Raw genomic sequence first — 20349 nt, 5'->3', positions numbered from 1 at the left:
AGTTAAGGTGTTGGCGGGATACGCTAGGTAAACCGCCTAAAAATATGAACCAAGCTTCTTTTTTCGGAGTGTTAGTTGCCATTGCACTGCCCTTCACAGGAATTGGTCTTCAACCAAGCACCGCTCAAGAAGGGCAACAACTCATCGCTCAACGCATCAACTGTACTAATCCAAATAGCACTGTAGAAATTAACGAATGTAGCCGTCGAGATGCTGCCGAATCTGACCGAAAGCTCAATCAAGTCTACCAGCAGCTAAGACCAAGATTGGTAGGGCAACAACGCCAACGATTAACTGATGCCCAACTCGCCTGGATTAAGTTTCGAGATACAACTTGTGAATATGAAAGAGGTGAGTGGGGTAATGGAACAGGTGCGCCCTATGGCTATTCGATTTGCCTTGATCGAGTAACACGACAACGGACAGAAGATTTGGAGCGATATTTGGAGAGGCTTAATCAATGATGCTGCATTGAGAATCTACTGATAAGCTGACTAAAAATCAGGAGTTAAAAGGACATTGCCATGAGGAATGAGACACTGGCAGTACACGCAGGTCGTAGCATTGACCCAGCAACAGGTGCTGTAACACCTCCGATTCATCTGTCTACTACCTTTGAGCGAGAAGCTGACGGTAGCTATCCTCATGGCTATGACTACATTCGTACCAACAACCCGAATCGAGAAGCCCTAGAAAAATGCCTGTGTGAATTAGAGGGAGGAGTTGCCGCTGCTGCTTTTTCTTCAGGTTCAGCCGCAACGGTGAGTGTATTTCAAGCCCTTGCACCAGGCGACCATGTTATTGCACCCAATGATGCCTATACGGGAACTTCCGCTCTTTTGAGAAATGTTCTTGCTCCTTGGGGCTTGCAAGTGACGTTCGTGGACATGACCAATCCTGCTGACGTTAGCCAAGCAATTCAACCGAATACACGGCTGATTTGGATAGAAACACCATCCAATCCCCTACTTAAAATTACCGATATTGGGAAAATTTCTGCGATCGCTCATCAAGCTAATGCACTGTGTGTGTGTGATAACACTTGGGCTACTCCAATCGGTCAAAAACCCTTCAACTGGGATGCTGACTTGATTGTGCATTCGATGACAAAGTATCTCGGTGGACACAGTGATGTCTTGGGAGGTGTGGTTATTTCCAGAGTTGAAGATGACTTCTTTAGGCGCATCAAGACCATTCAAACCAGTGGAGGTGCTGTTGCTTCACCCTTCGATTGTTGGCTAATCCTCCGGGGTATTCAAACCTTGCCCTATCGGATGCGGGCACATTCAGAAAATGCCTCAAAAGTAGCAACGTTCTTAAGTGACCACCCGAAGGTCGAACTTGTCCATTACCCTGGTCTCAAAGAGCATCCAGGACATGAAATTGCCGCGCTTCAAATGCCGCTTTTCGGTGGAATGCTGTCTTTCCAGGTAAAAGGAGGACGTGAGGAAGCGTTTGCGTTAGTGGCAAAAGTACAACTGTTCACACGAGCAACTAGCCTTGGTGGTGTTGAAAGCTTGATTGAACACCGAGCTTCAATTGAAGGGCTAGGAACAAGCACTCCTGATAACCTGCTGCGAGTTTCTGTTGGTCTTGAACACCCAGATGATCTAATTGCGGATTTGGCGCAAGCTTTGGGTTAGTAGTTCGTTGTTTGTTATTGGTTGTTTGTTGTTATAGCAGTAGCTAATTAGGTTAGGACATCGACTAGAAGCGAGTCCTCGCCCCTTTTGCTATTTGGCTGAAAGCTGATTGCTGAATGCTGACGGCTGATTGCGATGAAAGCAAAAACTGGGCATCAATCCGATCATAAATGGTTGATGCCCAGCTAAGTTAGAGCAAGTTTTTGCGTTGTAGATCATCTCTTGCTCACTCCTACGCAGGGATTGAGCTAATTCTCGTTTCCTATGTGCGGGAAGCTTCGCTTTTATTGACCGTAAGCGCGTGCTTTAGGGCTGTTTTGACTGCCCACAAGGTGACGCTATCAGCGAGGAGCATACTTCTAGAAATTCTCTTAAAGAGCAGAAGTATCTCGCTCGCCTCCTTGATCGCTATCTTCCTCTTCTTGGTTTTCATCCCTCGAAGTTCTGCTGTACCGCCGATTTTTAGAGAAACGACCCGTATTTTTGCGTTTACGAAACTTACGGGCGTAAGCTTGATTCCGCTGCGCCTTTTCTTTTTTTAGATTGCGGCGCTTTGCCATGTTTACCTCATGAATAACAAAAAATGTGCCTCACTTGCCTCTTGCTTTGAGATTAAGCTTGGCTTGTCTATCTTACCAGTGTTAGACCTCCTGCTTGAGAAGCTGCCTCAAAACAGGTGATGTCTAGACTACTATGTAAGGCTTGCCAATGCTAGTATCTCTTGCGATCGCCACTTGGTTCCAATGGTTTGTTTTGGGTCAAGCGTTGATAACACAGCAAAGCACGTTCAATCCATTCTGCACTATCTAGAGCAGAAATTGCAGAGTCTTCTTGGTGGAGTTGCTGAGGCGCGTGAAGAGTAAAATTCTTAAACGTTCAACGTTGAATTGCGTCAAAAAGTAGCTTTTTAACCGCTAACATGACCGAACTTGCATCAGGAGCGTCTATGATAACAGTCTGTAAGCAACCGATTACATAGGTAAAGAGAGCTTTCTCATCAATGTATCGAAAATGGCAATTTGTACAAACAGTGCTTGGAGTTATATTTCGCCATCCTGTCCCTGGCACCAGCATCATTCCAATTTTGCCGGATGGGCAAATTGTGCTGGTTCGGCGTCGTGATAATGGTAAGTGGTCACTGCCAGGAGGGATGGTAGACTGGCGCGAAGATATTGCTACATCCGTGCAGCGAGAGTTGGCTGAAGAAACAGGGCTAGAGGTGTTGGAAATTGCTCGATTAGTTGGAGTTTATTCAGCACCCGATCGCGACCCTAGGCTCCATTCTATTTGTGTCCTGGTAGAAGCAAAGGTTCAAGGAACAATACAGATACAAGACACATCAGAAATTTTGGAAGCTCAAGCCTTTCAACCCTCAGATATTCCATTAGGCACCCTCAGCCATGATAATGACCAGCAGTTGCAGGATTATTTTGATGGCAAAACAACTCTCGCTTAGAGGCTGAGGATGTAGAACAGTGAGAAGGTTGTCTTGTCTCCTCTTGTACTCTCTTGCCTAACAGCACATGTCTCACCAGAAAATGGGCAACCGTCTTGCCAATCCCCAATCCTTGAGAGTTAATCCCTTTTACCCGTCGGACTTAAAAGAAAAAGACCTTGCGATCAGGATGAATCTACCCTTACGAAATTCTCGAATTAAGCTACAGTCGGGGCAATTGTTCTGGCGTGAAGTGGGTCAGGGACCAGTTCTCGTCTTTCTACATGGCTCTTGGAATGATGGCAGTCAATGGCTACCCGTTATTCAACAATTAAGCCAGAATTACCATTGCTTAGCCCCTGACTTACTGGGGTTTGGCGACTCACTCAAACCCAAACTCCACTACTCAATCCAACTAGAAGTTGAGTGCTTAGCTGAATACCTAGAATTACTACACCTACCCCAGGTGTATTTAATTGGTCATTCCTTAGGTGGTTGGATTGCTGCTAGCTATGCCTCGAAATATCCGGAGAAAGTCCGTGGTCTTGTATTACTCGCACCAGAGGGGGTTCAGGTAGAAGGACAGCGAGGACGTTGGCGGGGTTCACGATGGTTAGTCGGGCGTTCCTCTATTGGTTATAGTATTCTGCGATCGCTTTTGCCCCTAGCACGGCTATTTGGTCGTCATAAAGGTATTGAACAAGCCCTACAGCAACGGCAACTGCTCAACAGTTCACCCACCGCTTGCCAACTTTTGTTCCAGCGACGCCGCGCCGAAATTCAAGCCGAACTCTTGCAAGAACAACTTGACTGGCTCAAAGTACCAACGTTGATTCTACAAGGCAGCAGGGATACAACGGATGCGATCGCACGTAGCCAAACCTATGGCGATAAACTGCCACAAGCTTATCTAGAGATGATTGAACACGCTGGTCATGACTTACCGGAAGCCTTCTCAGAACTGGTAGCTCAGTACATTAATGACTTTGTTGTAACGCAGGAGGAAAGCTTTCCAAGTGACAATTTAGTAGGGTACTAAAGGCAACACTGTCAAGGTGGCAGGTTTTAGGTATTAGGTGGTCGGGCGAGAAGGCAATCCACAGGAACCCAAAACCCTAATTTTTCTACGTTTTAGTCCAACTGGTGCGCTACAACCCGATCGCGCCTAAAAATTCTACTTTTCAGACGCACTCAGCTTTCCTTCCCAAATTCTCCTCCTACTCCCTCTACTCTCCTTGAATCACTGACCGCATTCCCCAAAAGATTAAGTAGGGGTCAGCCATAAGACTATATGTGTCATCAGGAAACTGGGCTTGAAGGTGAGTTAGCAGCAAGCGAGAGTCGCCGCCCGTTAGAGCAATCTGAGTATCTGGAAACTGACACCGCCAATCATTGATAAAGTCCTGGATACCTGCCAAGACGGTATAGACTACACCACTTTCAATTGCCGCTGATGTCTGCTTAGCCCAGCGAGGTGGTAGCTGTGGTGCGAGTTGGATGGCTGGTAACGCCGCTGTGCTTCCTGCCAAAGACTTTAGCTGTAACCCTAGTCCTGGTAAAATCGCTCCCCCAATTAGCTGCTTGTCGGCATCGGCACCCGTAAATGTTAAGGCGGTGCCAGCATCAATGACTAGCACCGGATAACCATAACTTTCCCCTGCACCCAACAACGCTAAGGCACGGTCAATCCCTAACGTTGGATAAAGTCCCAAAAGTGGCACTCGCTCTAGGGTAATGACATCACTATCAGAGTAGGTTTGCCAGAGTTTTGTCTGTTCTGGTACGACTGAAGCGAGATAAAGAGGTAGCGGGTTGGGATCATCCAATTGTTGAGATACTAACAAGGACGGAAAAATTTTTTCTGGCATTACCCCAACTGCCCATTGCTGAATTAGTTCCTCAACGGTGGCTATTGATAAATGGTCAGTATCCCAAGTCTCTCGAAGAATTCCCTCGACAAACCAAGCCCAGTGTAATCTGGAATTTCCAATTATTAAGGCGAGGCAGTTTCCTTTCACAGGGGTATCAGGCGGGGAATGAGTTGTTTAAGTATTTTTACTTAGCTACTATAGAAGAGTGAACCTGCTGAGTTTAGGGTTGATGCATCTTCTGCTCAAAAAAGCAAGATATCAATCTATAGCAAGATCTATGAAGAACCTATAAAAAAAACAATAACTAAATGCAGAAAAGAAATGCATTCAAATTTCAATCTTCTTACGCTTCATATTAGGTTGCTTGATAAAGCCTCTAAAAATAGTTGTGTAAAAATAAAGAAAACATAAAAAATTAAAAGTAGCTGATTAAGGAGTTAAGAAATGGTATTACTCACTGACAGAAGCCAAAAGCGATTAACGATTCAGACGGGCGAAATAGCGGCAGATACAACAACGATTCGCTCATTGGACTGGGATCGCGATCGCTTTGACATTGAGTTTGGACTACAAAATGGTACAACCTATAACTCATTTCTGATTCGGGGCGAGAAAATCGCTTTAGTTGATACCTCTCATGAAAAGTTTCGTCAGCTATATTTAGACACCCTCAAAGGATTAATTGACCCGCCTAAAATTGATTACCTAATTATTAGTCATACGGAGCCAGATCATAGCGGTTTGGTCAAAGATGTCCTCCAACTCGCGCCTGATGTGACGGTAGTCGGCGCAAAGGTGGCAATTCAGTTTCTCGAAGATTTCGTGCATCAGCCCTTTAAGCGGCAAATCGTCAAAAATGGCGACAAATTGGATTTAGGTAATGGGCACGTTCTAGAGTTCGTCAATGCGCCCAATCTACACTGGCCTGACACAATCTTCAGCTACGACGCAGGAACTCAGGTAATCTTCACATGTGATGCTTTTGGGATGCACTACTGCTCTGAGAGTACGTTTGATGAAGATTTAAGCAGGATTGAACCGGATTATCGGTTCTACTACGACTGCCTGATGGCTCCGAATGCCCGTTCTGTGCTATCTGCCCTCAAGCGGATGGGCGAGTTGGGTGAGGTGAAGATGGTTGCCAATGGACACGGGCCGTTGCTACGCCACAATGTTGAAGAATTAGTGAGTCGCTACCGCCGTTGGAGTCAAGCACAAACAAAAGCAGAGACATCGGTTGTTGTGTTTTATGCTTCAGACTACGGCTATAGCGATCGCCTCTCCCAAGCCCTCGCCAGAGGCATCACAAAAACGGGTGTTGGTGTAGAGATGATGGACTTAAAATCCGCCGACCCCCAAGAAGTACAGGAATTGGTCAGTCGTGCTGGTGGAATTGCGATCGCAATGCCTCCAGTATCCAGTAAAACGGCGGCGGCGGCTGTGGGTACAGTACTTGCTGCGGCTAAGTCTAAGCAAGCGATCGGTATTTTCGAGTCTTACGGTGGGGATGACGAACCGATTGACCCTCTATTAAGGCAACTCCGTGATTTAGGCTTGAAAGAAGGCTTTCCTGCGATTCGGGTTAAGGATACTCCAACAGAAGCGACGTATCAACTTTTTGAAGAAGCGGGTACGGATATGGGGCAGTTGTTGACACGCGATCGCGGTATCAAGCAACGAAAATCTCTTGATACTGAACTCGATAAAGCGCTAGGACGGATTAGTGGCGGATTGTATATTATCACCGCGAAAAAAGGTGATATTAAGGGCGCGATGCTAGCCTCCTGGGTATCTCAAGCCAGCTTCCAACCCTTAGGTTTGACGATTGCGGTGGCGAAAGACCGGGCGATTGAGTCGTTGATGCAAGTAGGCGATCGCTTTGTCCTAAATATCTTAGAAGAAGGTAACTACCAAGCACTAATGAAGCACTTCCTCAAGCGCTTCCCACCTGGTGCCGACCGTTTTGCTGGGGTGAAAACTCAACCTGCTGAAAATGGTTCCCCAATTTTGACTGATGCCCTAGCTTATATAGAGTGCAAGGTTTCTAGCCGGATGGAACTTAGTGACCATTGGGTTGTTTATGCGACAGTTGATGCGGGTCGTGTTTCCAAGTCTGATGCTCTCACAGCCGTTCACCATCGCAAAGTCGGGAACTATTATTAAAGGGATTCAGGGTGGGCATTTCCCACCCTACAACTATCCATAGGGAAAGGTTGGAAGATGCTAGAAAAACCAGAAGAATTGGCTATAACTTTATCGGCTTCACCCAACCTTTCTACTAAGAACTCTCGAAATCTCAACAGAACTATTGCATTAGTTGAGGAGCTATTAGCCAAATCAAAGTCACCCAATGAGGCATTAGATTGGGCTAGAGTACGCGAGGTGATTCTTCGCCAGAATGAGGAGGTTAAACGGGAGAACCACCGACGTTTTCTGGAAAAAAGCCAAATTATCTATAAGATTTCATTCTCTGGGGTTGCTTTCATAACCGGGATAGTTCTTTTTATCTGTGGCTACAAAGATGCCGTTTATCTAATCGGTGTAGGGTTTGTGCCGTTAATTTCACTGAAAAAATCTACTTAGGCATCTTAAGTCATGCCAGAAACTAAGCAGCGATATGTCCAGGTTCTCCCAATTGGTATAGAGCAACAGTACTGCGATCGCTGATTGGGTGACGCTCAACTTAGAAGAAAATACCAGTAGTCTAATTAAGAAGATAGATAAGGAAGCAGGGGAAAAGAGGTTTTACAACATTTAATCCGTGTCTACTAAAAAACCTATTAAGGGTCAAGAAGCCATGTTAGAAATGAAGCAAAGAGATGTCCAAGTTCTCCCAATTGGTGCAGAGACAACAGTTTTGCGATCGCGTACTTGGGATAGACTCAAGTTTGAAATCGAGTACGCTCTACAACGAGGCACCACAGCTAATTCTTATCTAATTCAAGCCGATAAAATTGCTCTTTTTGACCCACCAGGTGAATCATTCACTGAAATCTTCTTGGCGGCATTGCAACGCCGGATAGACCCAACTTCGTTGGATTATGTCATTCTTGGTCACGTCAATCCGAACCGAGGTGTTACGCTGAAAGCCTTACTAGAAAAAGCTCCTCAGATTACCTTTGTTTGCTCAAATCCAGCCGCGATCGCTCTACGTGCTATTTTGCCAGACCACGACCTCAACATCAAAGTCGTGCGGGGCGAACAAACCCTAGATTTAGGCAGAGGTCATCACCTGCAATTTATCCCAACCCCCAGCCCCCGTTGGCCAGATGCCGTCTGTACCCACGACCCACAAACAGAAATTCTCTTTACCGATAAGTTATTTGGGGCACATGTTTGTGGTGACCAGGTACTTGACGAAGGCTGGATAACAATTAGCGAAGACCGACGCTATTACTTCGATTGCCTAATGGCACCCCACGCACGGCATGTAGAAACAGCGTTAGATAAACTTACTGACTTCCAGGCAAGGATTTATGCAACAGGTCATGGCCCCTTAGTACGCTATAGCCTGATACTCCTCACTCAGTATTATCGACAGTGGTGTGAGCAACAAAAGTCTCAGGATACAACGGTTGCCTTGATTTATGCTTCCGCGTATGGTAACACGGCGACATTGGCACAAGCGATCGCACGGGGCATTACAAAAGCTGGGGTTGGAGTTGAATCGATTAACAGCGAAGTTGCTCAACCTTCGGAAATCAGGGAAGCGATAGAGAAATCTGACGGGTTTATTATGGGTTCCCCAACCCTTGGCGGTCATGCACCAACGCCCATCCAAACCGCACTGGGTTTGGTACTATCTACGGCTACTAAAACTAAACTTGCTGGTGTCTTTGGTTCCTACGGTTGGAGTGGTGAAGCCATTGACTTGATTGAGGATAAATTCCGCGATGCAGGTTATCGCTTTGGCTTCGAGACAATTCGGGTTAAATTCAAACCCACCGATGTCACCTTAAAGTTCTGTGAAGAAGCAGGCACGGACTTTGCCCAATCGCTAAAGAAAGCCAAAAAATCCCGAACCCCCAAGCAACCCGTCGGTGACTCCCAAGCTGCCCGTACCGAACAAGCGGTGGGGCGTTTGATTGGTTCTCTATGTATTGTCACCGCTAAACAAGGAGAAGTTAGTGGTGCGATGCTTGCGGATTGGGTGTCTCAAGCCACGTTTACACCTCCAGGTCTGACTATTGCTGTTGCCAAAGACCGGGCGATTGAATCACTGATGCACTCTGGAGATAAATTTGTCTTAAATATTCTCGAAGAGGGGAAGCATTTGGGTTTGATGAAGCATTTCCTTAAGCCATTTAGTCCCGGTGAAGACCGATTCGCTGGAGTTGCGACTCAAGAGGCTGAGAATGGCTGCCCGATTCTGACTGACTCCCTCGCTTATCTAGAATGCACGGTTGAAAATCGCATGGAATGCGGCGATCACTGGCTCGTCTATGGGGTTGTCAAGAATGGCAAAGTACTACAACCCGAAGGCGTTACGGCTGTGCATCATCGTAAATCAGGTACTCATTACTAAGCCGTCAACATTTCGTTTTCACAAGGATACTTGTGGCGATAAGTTGTAGAGACGTACCCTTTGGGAATGGCTAGGCTAGCGTCTCGCTAGTGCTGACGCACCGCTACGCTAACGCCGAACCGCCGGAATGTCTCTACAAAGTTTTATGGGTTGCCGAAAAAGGGGATAGCTGACCCGGATTCGTATCACTTGAGATTCAGGAGTTACGCAGCTAATCGCTGAAAGCCTGATTTCGTCATAGGAACTTGGCAATGCAAAGCCCGTACAGCGTGTTGAAGTGGTAACCCTAAATCATATAGTTTCGTTTCGTGAAAACTCTTCCATCGGAGGGATGGTCTTAGGTTAAGATTTGGTTAATCATAGATTAAAGAAAACCTGTTGAGCAAGACTCTATTTCTAAAATCATGAAAAATCTTGACCCAATGACCAAAAACGGCTTTCTCTATCCGCGAAGCCGCTACTATGGAGCGTTTTCGCCAGAAACTCTAGCGTTTAATGCCAATTTACAAGAATTTGCTCAGAAAATTTCTTATATTTCTGCTTTAGAGACAGGAGGTAAATTATCTCCTGAGGAAGCTTACACTCAGGTAAAGCGTTTGTGGAAGCAGTTGAAGCAGAGTAAGAAGGAACTGAGAATTGGCTCAAATCCATCACCAGAGACGAAGTAGTTATTTTAGCCAATACATCTTCCTTCATTGAAAAATTGAAACAATCTATTCAAGCCAGGGAGTTGGCAAGTGCTGCTTTTGTCGTCGTACCGTAGTCCAATTCTCAAATAGCGATCGATGGCAAAGGTATTGGTGATTGAAGATGACGAACTGCTGCGTGAGAGTATCCTACACATATTAAACACAAGAGAGTTTAATGCGATCGGCGCTGGAGATGGTCGCTGCGGATTGCAGTTAGCCAAAGAATTTGTTCCAGATTTAATTTTGTGTGATGTAAGGATGCCAGAAATGAATGGCTATGAGGTTTTGAGGTCGTTACGTCAAGACCCAGTTACGGCAAGCCTTCCTTTTATCTTTCTCACTGCTGAGTCTAGTGAAGATGTCCTTCGCCAAGGTAAATTATTAGGAGCAAACGGCTATCTGACCAAGCCCTTTGCCACAGCCGAACTTCTGGAAGTTCTTAAAACCCATCTCAGGAAATAAAACTTTTTTCTCAGGTGAAATTTCTAGGAAGTAGAAAAAATAATTAAAGGCATATCCCGTCTCGATCCCTCCCCGATTCGGAGAGGGGTATCTGGTGCCCTTGCCTCATAGAGACAGAGCAAGGAAAACAAAAAAGCTGATAGCTGGCGGCTTTCTGCTATATCTGTGACTTCCATCAATACTCTCACTGGAGTAAGCGAATGTTTAACTCTGAAGTCTGGAGACTTCTGCAGTCTTTCTTGAGCTTTCTCAAGCGTCTACTGACTAAGCATTGGCGATCACTCCTACTGCTATTAATTGGAGTTTTTTTGCCGTTACAGGTTTTTGGAGAGCTAGCTGAGGAGGTTTGGGAGAACGAAGGGGGTTTCCCTTGGGATGTGCCGCTTCTGTTAGCTATTCGCACAACAGCGCGACCTCAACTAGATGTTTTCGCAGTAACGCTGACTAAGTTTGGCGTGTTTTGGGGGGTATTTCCGGTCGCTGCTGTCGTTGTGCTAATTTTGTTCAGACAACGACGGTGGCGATCGCTTGCCTATTTAACCACTACTTTGTTAGGAAGCATCGTCATCAATCGTACTGCCAAAGTTCTGCTGCATCGAGTACGTCCCCATTTGTGGGAGTCACCAGCGCCAGAGTTTGATTATGGATTTCCGAGTGGTCATGCGATGTCGAGTATGACACTGGTAGCGGCTTTGGTGATTTTGACTTGGCATACCCGTTGGCGCTTGCCAGTACTAGTAGTTGGAGGCTTGTTTGTCTTAACGATTGGCTGGACACGGCTGTATTTGGGGGTTCACTATCCTAGTGACATTTTGGCAGGCTGGATGGCTTCAGTTGCTTGGGCAGTGGGGGTTAGTGTACTTCTGAGACTACATCCCACGAACAAGCGCTCAAAGAATCAATAGAAATAGCAGGGACAGCAGGTAAGGGAAATTTTCATGCCATCGTTGTGAGTATTGCCTCATGAGGCTTTCCCTTCTTGTGACGCTACACCTCCCTAACGGGTGAGACGTGAGGCTCCTGCGGGGTTAGCTGAATCTAGACGATCGTAAATTTTATTCAGTTTCATCTGTTAAAAGGAAGAGAAAACTGGGAACTATAGATGTGGAACGATATTTTCACACTATTAAATTTTCCATCCCAGTGGAGAGATAGAGATGCCTGAACTACCAAACTTCCGCAATGCTTCACTCCTCAGCCTTGCGCTTACTCATTGCTCCTACCGTGATGAACATGGGGGACTCGAAGACAATGAACGACTGAAGTATCTCGGTAACTCTGCCCTAGTTTTTTTGAGCAGTGCGTTTCTCTATAAGCTTTACCCAGAGATGGGGGAAGGAGAACTGACCTATCGGCGTTCTTCATTAATCAATCAGAATCAACTAGCAAAGTTCGCAATCGTCCTGGGCATCGATAAACAAATGCTAGTTGGCACAGAGGTAGTCAAAGAAGAGGGCGAGCTAAGTACAACGTTACTTAGTAACATATTTCAAGCGATTATCGGTGCCTACTTTCTAGACTCCGGCATTGATGCTGTCCGTGCTTTTGTTAAACCTCTGTTTACCTCAGTACTAAGAAAAACAACTCGTTCTCGCTCTAGCCTAGATTACAAGGCTTTGTTTCAGCAATGGTCGCTCTTAAACGTTGGTCAAGTGCCTGATTACTTCATCCTTGAAGAGTCTCAACCAAATTGCCCTACAAGATTCACCGCCGCCGCCTGCGTAAGTGGCGATGTGTATGGTGTGGCGACAGAGAGTAATCAACAATCTGCCGAGAAGCTTGCGGCTGAAGCGGCACTGAAAAAACTTGGACTAATGTTTTAGATCAAGGGAAAGGCGATCGCGTTATGGATAAAGTAAACGAAATAATAAGAATTGTACTTTCTAGGTGAATGCGAATAATTAGGCTTCTGAGCTTATTCACACTCATATAATTGACGACTGCTACAGATAGTCGTACAGGGGAAAGGTGTTAATCTTCTCCCCCTTTGTCATTACGAACAATAGGAAATATACAGCGCTTCTCAATGCCGTAAATAAATCTATGGGGGCGCACAACTGTGCGCCATTGCAACTCTTGGGAGAGACAACAACCCTAGGGCAACTGACTCAACCAGTGACTAACATCTACAGCCAGTTTTTCACCAAGCTGGAGCAACTGGCGCAGTTGAGTAGTATCCCAATCAGTTTTTGAAGGCAGTTTATCCGACTCACCCACGTCGTTATTTTCAGAAATCAACTGCGCTTGAATTGCTAGTTGGCACTGGGGTGCCAAGCGCGTTTGTAGGCTGCTGAAGTACAGTTCTTGGCAACGATCCAGGCATAACTCAAGGTGAAGCTGATTACCTAACTCAATTAGACGCTCAATGCGGTAAATATCAAATTTTAAGGTGTCTGGATTCGCGTCGTGCAAGACTTGCCAGAGCGATCGCAAAATCATCTGTTCTAGTGTTTGCCTTGCTTCTGGGATTTTGAGCTGGCAACGTAGATGCTGGGCTTCTGTTGCGATCGCTTCCAATTCCGCCAAATGATTGAATACCATCTGGGGATCGCTCGTTTCCTGCTCTAGCGATCGCAAAGAACACAAGCAACGATTTGAAAGCGCAATTTCTGCTGCCACTTGCAATTCCTGCGGGACTGACAACTCATCCCGATGGAATGCCATCAATACGCCGTAATTATCCCGGTAAACCTGAGTGTAGAGTTGATCTAATCGTGTCAAGGTTTCCTGACTTAGCAGTCCCATCATCCGGTGACGCTCCTCAGGAAACAGGTTCTGCAAGCTAAACGATTGATCACCAAACATCTGGTTCATTGCCAGAATTGCATGGGCAGCACTTGCTTGTTTCAGAGCATCAAACACCTTGTCTTTGAGTTTGCTGTAGGCACGACGTCCGGCAAACGGTTGAATGCAGCAGTGGAAGTCCCAGCCCCCTAAGTGCAGCACAGCAAATACAAGATGAGAACTTTCCCAGGTAATTTCTGAAACCAGGCGTAACTGCCCCACCGCTAGCGTCAGCGATCCCATTCGTTGTAGCTGGTAGTCGAGTTGATGAGCCTCGTAGCAGTAGAGTCGTTGCTGTTGGGGATAGCTTGTGAAGAGTGAACTAATTGCATAGTGGGCAGCTACTTGCTTAAAGCTAATTTGTGCCGACACCACCAGTTGCCGATAAACCTCTAAACCAGTTTTGAAGAAATCAACATTGCTGGGTGCAAGGGCAAGGCGTCTAAGGAAGCCTTTTTCTAACTGCACTCCCGCGACATCACCCGCTAATTCCAACGCATGAGAGGCATAACGGAGAATCTGTACCCCTTCTGGACGAGAGAGTTCTTCAAAGAACCAGCCGCAACTGGTATACATCAGCAGCGCGTGACGCTGCATTTCCAAAAGGCGTAGGGCATCGATCTGTTCGGCAGGTGAGAGTTTATGATTGCGATGACGATCCAAAAAGCTTTCGACATTCGCTGGGGAGCGATCGCGTATTACTTTGATATACTCATCCCGTGCTGCCCAAGGATCGCGGAATAACTGCCGCCCTGTCTCTTCATAAACCTTAGCTAATCGATCCCGCAGCCAATCAAGAGCATCCCGCAACGGACGCCGCCACTTCTGGTTCCAGGCCCCACCACCACCGCAACCACAGTCCTCCTGCCAACGCTCAACTCCATGAGCACAACTCCAAGCGGTTACGGGCTTAAGTACGACTTCCCAAGTCGGTGGATTGATGCTGAGGTAATGAGCAAAGTTCGTAACAGTCCAGCCTCGATTCGGAATCTCTTGGGTAAAAGCGTAAGCAAGACATTTCTCTGTCCCGCCTTTGTGGTGCCCAAAGGTTTCCCCATCTGTTGCGACAGAAATAAGCTGTGCTGGTCGATGATCCCCACGCACGGCTTGACCCAAACGCCCCAAAAAGTGAGGGGAGTAACTTAAAACATCGTTAAAGCCCATATCTCTAGAGATTGGGCCGTCGTAGAAAAAGATATCAATATACTTGCCATCAGCAAGGAAACACCGATAAGGGCGAGTGGGATCAATTTGGCTACCACCCACTTCCAGCCATTGCGTAACGGGTTGATCGTCATTGGGGAGTGGGCGACACCGTTCTGCTTGGGAGGGAGCGAGAATGATAAATTTAATTTCCTCTGCAACGAGTGCCTCTAATGTGGCATAGTCCACAGCCGTTTCCGCTAGCCACATGCCTTCGGGATCACGACCAAATCGGGAGCGGAAGTCTTCTTTGCCCCAACGAATTTGGGTGTATTTGTCCCGTTCGTTTGCCAGAGGCATGATGATGTGGTTGTAAACCTGCGCGATCGCATTACCATGACCATTTAGACGCTCAGCACTTTTGCGATCGGCTTCTAGAATCCGCTGATAAACCTCAACATCGTAGCGTTCGAGCCATGACATCAGCGTTGGCCCGATGTTAAAGCTCAAATACTCATAGTTGTTCACGATCCCCACAACTTCACCCCGATCATTCAACACCCTGGCAAAGGCATTGGGGCGATAACATTCATGGTGAATTCGCTCATTCCAGTCGTGGAACGGTGTTGCACTGGGCTGGCGCTCGATTGTGTCAAGATAAGGATTTTCACGCGGCGGCTGATAAAAATGACCGTGAACCGTCACATAAACGCCTGTAGCTGTTTGTAAGGAATCGGGAGCGATCCCTGTATCGTCTGTAAACTTTATGAGCGCATCTATTGCAACAGCTTGTGAAGCTGGAAGATCAGCAGCAGAAGTCATGAGGTTACCAAATACTAAAAAAACTACTTAGATTACTTTCCTCGCCCTACACTCGTACCCTTGCTGGGGTAGGGAACTAATATGCTCCATCAAGCCAGTATCTACTTCAACGCCAACAGTCTTGAATCAGGAACACGTAAGTAAACTTTAGCGAGGATTAAGTAAGGGACTGGTTAAGCTTGCTTTGGGGTGGAAGCTTAAAACTCTTTGATACTGTTCTTATTCAACCGCAAGGCCTAGGTTGGGCTAACGGTAGGTTCATGGAACTTGCCTTAAGTTCATAGAACTTAACTGCAAGATAACAGCTTCTCAGCATAACGACACCCTATCGAACGACATATCCTCTCTAAGTAAGAAGCGGGTATTCTAGAGTCGAATCAAAGCACGCCTTTTAAGGTACAGAAAATCTAGATGCTGACCAAAAATACAATTTTGTTTGCTTTGCTAGTGTTTGTTCCCATTTCCATTGCGGCTCATTTTCTGGAGTGGGGAGCATCCGTTGTCTTCATTACGTCTGGCTTGGCGATTGTTCCCCTGGCTGCCTTTATGGGTACGGCGACGGAAGAAATCGCTGTGGTGGTTGGGCCATCGCTAGGTGGTTTATTAAATGCGACCTTTGGCAACGCTACCGAATTAATCATTGCCCTGATTGCCTTGAATGCAGGGTTGGTGAATGTGGTGAAAGCCACAATTACGGGATCGATTATCAGCAACTTACTTCTGGTGATGGGCTTTGCCATGCTGTTGGGCGGCTTGCGCTATAAAGAACAGGATTTTCAGCCCGTTATCGCACGAGTGAATGCTTCCTCTATGAACCTTGCCGTGATTGCGATTCTAGTCCCAACGGCTGTAGATGCCACCTCAGCAGGTATTGGTGAAGCTACGTTGCAGAAACTTTCGGTTGCTGTTGCGATCGTGTTAATTCTGGTCTATGGTTTGACGCTGCTATTTTCTATGAAAACGCACAGCTATCTCTTCGACGTTGGTGTCGCAGAAATGGATGGAGAGGAGTCAAACGTAGCGAAAGAAGATCTTGAAGAGAAGCCTAACTTGACGCTTTGGATTGGCGTACTACTAGGAGTCACTCTTCTGGTAGCGGGAGAGTCAGAATTGCTTGTGGAAACCTTGGAAGAAGCAACCTCGCAATTGGGCTTGAGTACTTTGTTTACCGGTGTCATTCTCCTCCCAGTGATTGGCAATGCCGCAGAACACGCGACAGCCGTGACAGTAGCGATGAAAAACAAGATGGATCTTTCTGTTTCTGTGGCAGTGGGGTCTAGTTTGCAAATCGCTCTATTTGTTGCGCCCGTATTGGTTCTTGCTGGGTGGTTCATGGGGCAGCCGATGGATTTGGACTTCAATCCCTTTGAACTCGTGGCAGTTGCTGTGTCAGTTCTAATTGCCAATTCGATCAGTTCTGATGGTAATTCAAACTGGTTAGAGGGAACGTTGCTTCTTGCTACTTATGTGGTTTTGGGACTAGCGTTTTTCTTCCATCCGATTATTGAAGGCTTAGGCTAGTAGACGTAGAAAAATTATTTCTTTGTGTCATCAGTAGCCGCAACTCTCCGTAAAACTGGAAACCACGCTTCGATTTCTTAGAAATGAAGCGTGGTCAGTTCACAGCCTTTTTAAAACCTCGCTGAGTCCTTGTGAGTGCTTGCTGCTACTCATTGCAGTTAGCCAACTCATTAAGGCATGTGGCATAGCACAGACACTTCCCAAATGGACACGCCATTTACTCCAAGAACGTACTGCACGGGAGAAGGGATAAACGTGCCAGAACCGATTGACAGAGCAAACTATTTCATTACCTAATGCAGTTACTTCATGAAACCATCCCGCAGGAATGAAGAGGATATCTCCCCGGTTGAGGATGACTTCGTGACGGTGCTGAAGTGCTAGTTTGAACTTGGGAAATGATTGAAAGTCTGGTTTCTCAGGATAAACTTGGCTATACCCAGCACGCTTCCTTAATCCGTGCCGTAAATGAACAGCAACTGGAAACGGATAAAGATTGTACAACTGTGAGGGTGGGAAGAGTACAATTCTCTTCCCACCATGCAACTGCATTAAAGTGCCATCCATCGAGTCATAGTGAAGACAGGTTGTATGCCCTCCCAGACCCAGCCAGAGATTTAGGTCAGTGGCAGGCAGCCGCAATCCCATGCTTGCTTCCGCAGACTTGATTAAAGTAGCATCTGCCAATGGCGTATTGGTCAGGCTAGCTTTAGCTAGGTAGAGAGCGTTCTCCTTGGCTTCACCGTTCCGCAGTAGTTCGGCATACTGAAGAAAGGACATGGTTTTGGTTTCTACACCACTGCCAATGTTTGCCCATTTTCGTTTGTCTTGCTCATACCTTTGCCGCCCGTTATAACGTATTGGGAACTCTGTAGTTCCTAACTTCTCACAGAGATAGTCAAGCGTCCAATCCGCCTCGGCATCCAGCAATCCAGTAATAACAACAGGGATACCATGGTTCTGGTACTCCTCAAAGAAGATTTTGGGAGTTAGTTTTGCTGCCTGTATACGAGAGACAGGAAAATCTCGGTTGTTTAGCTTGGGTAAATTATTTTCTTCTAGCTTTGTTTGCATGACTCTATCTAGAGAGCGTTAACTTACAGTTCATGGCTGTTTTTAAAAGCTCAAAATCCGCGTTGAGGAGGGCATTACGAAGATAGCCAAAAATACTCTGAGCTTTGCGCCTATGCCTCTTAATCTTGAGAGGGTTCGGTTGCTTCAACCGAACTATTACCACATCCATCAGTAAATGGCAAGGGCTAATCTAGCCATCAGCTTGCTCAATCGCTCCGCTGCGGTCAGGTAAGATGCATCTAAAATCTAAAGATGACAACTTTTAAAGGGATCTATAGAAATGCCTTCCCACAAATCTATCCGTGGGATTTTCTCTGATCGTCGCCGATTTTACCTTAGTCTTTTAGGAGCGATCGCCTTTATCGGTGTTGGGATTGCTGTTTATTGGAGTTACTTTAAGCGCAATCCCTCGTCAATTAGTCCTTCTGTGTCTAGCACGGCTTCGGAGACTCGTCCCTCAGGCGATCGCACTACAATCACTGCATCAGGTTCAACGAGTCAATCTAAGGTAAAGTTGGCTCACATTTTAAAGGGAGATTTATCATCGTTTCACTCCCTGGCGATTAGCCAGGATGGGCAGACGCTGGTTAGCAGTAGCGATTACTCAAGTGTGATGGTCTGGAATCTGGGTGCAGGCTGTACGGGTAAGGTGTGTAATCCCCCAACGCGCACTTTGCCAATGTACTCAATCTCGGTCTACTCTGTCGCCCTCAGCCCAAATCGTCAAATTGTCGCCAGTGGTAGCTGGAAGGACATTAAAATCTGGAATCTGAATGAGGGCGAACTACTACGAAACATTTCGGGACATTTAGGGGCTGTCTATACAGTGGGAATCAGCCCCGATGGTCGAACTCTCGCTAGTGGCAGTGGTGACGATGAAGTGAAACTTTGGAATCTGGACACAGGGAAGTTGTTGCACACTCTCTCTGGTCATTCCGAGGCTGTGTATACTCTAGCCTTCAGCCCCGATGGACAGACTCTCGTCACTGGCAGTTCGGATAAAACAATTAAGATTTGGAATTTAGATAGCGGCTGTACGAGTGAAACCTGCATTAGTTCCACGCACACGCTTTCTGGACACACAGAAGATATATCCTCTCTTACGATTAGCCCGGATGGGCAAACATTAGTCAGTGCTAGTGCTGATCAAACGATTAAGATTTGGGATCTTCCGACAGCAACATTGGTTCGTACTCTTTCTGGGCACAAGGGCAAGGTTTTATCGGTTGCGATTAGCCCGGATGGCACGATGCTTGCTAGTGGTGGTGCAGATCAAACGATTAAGCTGTGGCAGTTGAATAACGGCGAGTTATTGGACACGATTCCTGGGCATTCTGATGTGGTTAATGCTGTCGCCTTTAAGCCTGATGGTCGTACTCTCTTGAGTGGGAGTGCTGATAAAACGATTAAGATTTGGCAGTTGCAGTAGTTGCTTGTTGGGGTTGAGGGTGCGATCTCGTTTTGTTCCTAATCAAAAAATCGCACCTCCCAATAAAGGAAATGCGACTAATGATTACCATCAGCAGGATTTGACCATTGCACAGGAAATAGGCAATCGTTGGGGAGAAGGAAATGCGTTGTGTAATTTTGCAGCAACTCTCATAAAACTTGGACAGTGTGCAGAAGCTCTGAAAGATTTGCAGGCGGCACTAGAGATTTCAAAAGAAGTTAGTAAAAGAACAATTACTCAGCGAACAAACATAACCTGTGACGTATCGGTGACGCATATCTCACAGGAGAGTAAACAGGATATTCTTAAGAATGACTAAATGCGATTGCTCAATAGTTATCTTTCACTTTCATTAAAATAAGGTGAGAATTCCCGTATCGGGAGCGTCACTTAAAGCTGCGATCGCAACATAGTTGTCTCGCAGCAACTTCTCTATATTCTGTGTTGAGCAATTTCCACGTCGTATCCAAATTACCTTCGGCGGAAATCCCAACAATAGACTCAATTCGCCAAAATCCGCATCCTTGGTAACAATAATATAGTCATGCTGACGAGCATACTCCCAAACTTCGCGATCGGGTGCGGTAGGTAATCCAATCCCATCGACATGAAGGGAATCAAGGTAGATATCTGCAAGACGTTCTACAAGACGGGGAGAAAGATTTTGGTCAAACAGAAGCAGTTTCATGACTGAACCACTAACATCAACCGCTCCCGTTTAGCCGCGAAACTCAAGCAAGCCAAAATATCCTGTTGGGTGAGATAGGGAAAATCATCTAGAATTTCTTGATAAGTCATCCCAGAAGCGAGATATTCCAGCACGTCATAAACAGTAATTCTCATGCCTCGAATACAAGGTTTCCCGCCCCGTTTACCCGGTTCGATGGTAATAAGATTAGTGAGATCTTGGTCTGACATGGTTTTCTCCTT

Annotated in this window: 20 protein-coding genes; 14 read left to right on the top strand and 6 right to left on the bottom strand. The window is 46.3% G+C overall.

Going from position 1 to position 20349, the window contains the following annotated elements; all coding sequences use genetic code 11:
• Positions 1-44: 44 nt before the first annotated feature.
• Positions 45-464, top strand: a complete 420-nt coding sequence (locus H6F98_RS26205; protein WP_192221640.1) for a lysozyme inhibitor LprI family protein — start codon at positions 45-47, stop codon at positions 462-464.
• 60 nt (positions 465-524) lie between these two features.
• Positions 525-1643 carry a PLP-dependent aspartate aminotransferase family protein gene (locus H6F98_RS26200; RefSeq protein WP_192221639.1) on the top strand — a complete coding sequence of 373 codons (1119 nt, stop codon included), beginning with the start codon at positions 525-527 and terminating at the stop codon, positions 1641-1643.
• A gap of 371 nt (positions 1644-2014) precedes the next feature.
• Here the strand turns inward: H6F98_RS26200 and H6F98_RS26195 are convergent, their stop codons facing one another.
• On the bottom strand, positions 2015-2203 hold the full coding sequence (locus H6F98_RS26195; RefSeq protein ID WP_192221638.1) for a hypothetical protein: 189 nt from the start codon (positions 2201-2203) through the stop codon (positions 2015-2017).
• Between the two features lie 440 nt (positions 2204-2643).
• Here H6F98_RS26195 and H6F98_RS26190 point away from each other — a divergent pair, with 440 nt between their 5' ends.
• Both H6F98_RS26190 and H6F98_RS26185 read left to right on the top strand, forming a co-directional pair.
• Positions 2644-3099 carry an NUDIX hydrolase gene (locus H6F98_RS26190; RefSeq protein WP_192221637.1) on the top strand — a complete coding sequence of 152 codons (456 nt, stop codon included), beginning with the start codon at positions 2644-2646 and terminating at the stop codon, positions 3097-3099.
• A gap of 67 nt (positions 3100-3166) precedes the next feature.
• Positions 3167-4117, top strand: a complete 951-nt coding sequence (locus H6F98_RS26185) for an alpha/beta fold hydrolase (RefSeq protein ID WP_396813466.1) — start codon at positions 3167-3169, stop codon at positions 4115-4117.
• A 187-nt stretch (positions 4118-4304) separates the two neighbouring features.
• Here H6F98_RS26185 and H6F98_RS26180 read toward each other — a convergent pair whose 3' ends face one another.
• The gene (locus H6F98_RS26180) at positions 4305-5096 is read right to left on the bottom strand and encodes a pantothenate kinase (RefSeq protein WP_192221636.1); all 792 of its coding nucleotides are present in this window, start codon (positions 5094-5096) and stop codon (positions 4305-4307) included.
• A 297-nt stretch (positions 5097-5393) separates the two neighbouring features.
• Here H6F98_RS26180 and H6F98_RS26175 point away from each other — a divergent pair, with 297 nt between their 5' ends.
• From H6F98_RS26175 to rnc, 7 genes are all read left to right on the top strand, one after another.
• Complete coding sequence (locus H6F98_RS26175; RefSeq protein ID WP_192221635.1) at positions 5394-7112, top strand: diflavin flavoprotein; 1719 nt, start codon at positions 5394-5396, stop codon at positions 7110-7112.
• Between the two features lie 57 nt (positions 7113-7169).
• Positions 7170-7532, top strand: coding sequence for a hypothetical protein (locus tag H6F98_RS26170; RefSeq protein WP_192221634.1), 363 nt, complete (start codon positions 7170-7172; stop codon positions 7530-7532).
• Between the two features lie 214 nt (positions 7533-7746).
• Complete coding sequence (locus tag H6F98_RS26165; protein ID WP_192221799.1) at positions 7747-9474, top strand: diflavin flavoprotein; 1728 nt, start codon at positions 7747-7749, stop codon at positions 9472-9474.
• Positions 9475-9878: 404 nt separating this feature from the next.
• Positions 9879-10142 carry a hypothetical protein gene (locus H6F98_RS26160; protein WP_242058700.1) on the top strand — a complete coding sequence of 88 codons (264 nt, stop codon included), beginning with the start codon at positions 9879-9881 and terminating at the stop codon, positions 10140-10142.
• A 117-nt stretch (positions 10143-10259) separates the two neighbouring features.
• Complete coding sequence (locus H6F98_RS26155; RefSeq protein WP_192221633.1) at positions 10260-10625, top strand: response regulator; 366 nt, start codon at positions 10260-10262, stop codon at positions 10623-10625.
• Positions 10626-10825: 200 nt separating this feature from the next.
• Positions 10826-11530 carry a phosphatase PAP2 family protein gene (locus H6F98_RS26150; RefSeq protein ID WP_192221632.1) on the top strand — a complete coding sequence of 235 codons (705 nt, stop codon included), beginning with the start codon at positions 10826-10828 and terminating at the stop codon, positions 11528-11530.
• A 252-nt stretch (positions 11531-11782) separates the two neighbouring features.
• Positions 11783-12448, top strand: a complete 666-nt coding sequence (gene rnc, locus H6F98_RS26145) for a ribonuclease III (protein ID WP_192221631.1) — start codon at positions 11783-11785, stop codon at positions 12446-12448.
• A 271-nt stretch (positions 12449-12719) separates the two neighbouring features.
• Here rnc and H6F98_RS26140 read toward each other — a convergent pair whose 3' ends face one another.
• A complete protein-coding gene (locus tag H6F98_RS26140; protein WP_192221630.1) occupies positions 12720-15374 on the bottom strand; it encodes a DUF3536 domain-containing protein in 2655 nt (884 codons plus the stop codon).
• Positions 15375-15785: 411 nt separating this feature from the next.
• Here H6F98_RS26140 and cax point away from each other — a divergent pair, with 411 nt between their 5' ends.
• A complete protein-coding gene (cax, locus tag H6F98_RS26135; RefSeq protein WP_192221629.1) occupies positions 15786-16895 on the top strand; it encodes a calcium/proton exchanger in 1110 nt (369 codons plus the stop codon).
• 99 nt (positions 16896-16994) lie between these two features.
• Here the strand turns inward: cax and H6F98_RS26130 are convergent, their stop codons facing one another.
• Positions 16995-17969, bottom strand: coding sequence for a cupin-like domain-containing protein (locus H6F98_RS26130; protein WP_192221628.1), 975 nt, complete (start codon positions 17967-17969; stop codon positions 16995-16997).
• A 280-nt stretch (positions 17970-18249) separates the two neighbouring features.
• Here H6F98_RS26130 and H6F98_RS26125 point away from each other — a divergent pair, with 280 nt between their 5' ends.
• Positions 18250-19398, top strand: a complete 1149-nt coding sequence (locus tag H6F98_RS26125; RefSeq protein ID WP_192221627.1) for a WD40 repeat domain-containing protein — start codon at positions 18250-18252, stop codon at positions 19396-19398.
• 19 nt (positions 19399-19417) lie between these two features.
• Positions 19418-19738: a tetratricopeptide repeat protein gene (locus H6F98_RS26120; RefSeq protein WP_192221626.1), complete on the top strand. Its 321-nt coding sequence runs from the start codon at positions 19418-19420 to the stop codon at positions 19736-19738.
• 33 nt (positions 19739-19771) lie between these two features.
• On the opposite strand, the gene H6F98_RS26115 is transcribed toward H6F98_RS26120, so the two are convergent.
• The gene (locus H6F98_RS26115) at positions 19772-20107 is read right to left on the bottom strand and encodes a DUF5615 family PIN-like protein (RefSeq protein WP_192221625.1); all 336 of its coding nucleotides are present in this window, start codon (positions 20105-20107) and stop codon (positions 19772-19774) included.
• Positions 20104-20337 carry a DUF433 domain-containing protein gene (locus H6F98_RS26110; RefSeq protein ID WP_192221624.1) on the bottom strand — a complete coding sequence of 78 codons (234 nt, stop codon included), beginning with the start codon at positions 20335-20337 and terminating at the stop codon, positions 20104-20106. Before H6F98_RS26110 ends, H6F98_RS26115 begins: the two co-directional genes overlap by 4 nt.
• Positions 20338-20349: the final 12 nt, after the last annotated feature.

The sequence above is a fragment of the Microcoleus sp. FACHB-SPT15 genome, assembly GCF_014849525.1.
GTDB lineage: Bacteria > Cyanobacteriota > Cyanobacteriia > Cyanobacteriales > Coleofasciculaceae > Symplocastrum > Symplocastrum torsivum.
This window is presented reverse-complemented; position numbering and strand designations above follow the sequence as displayed.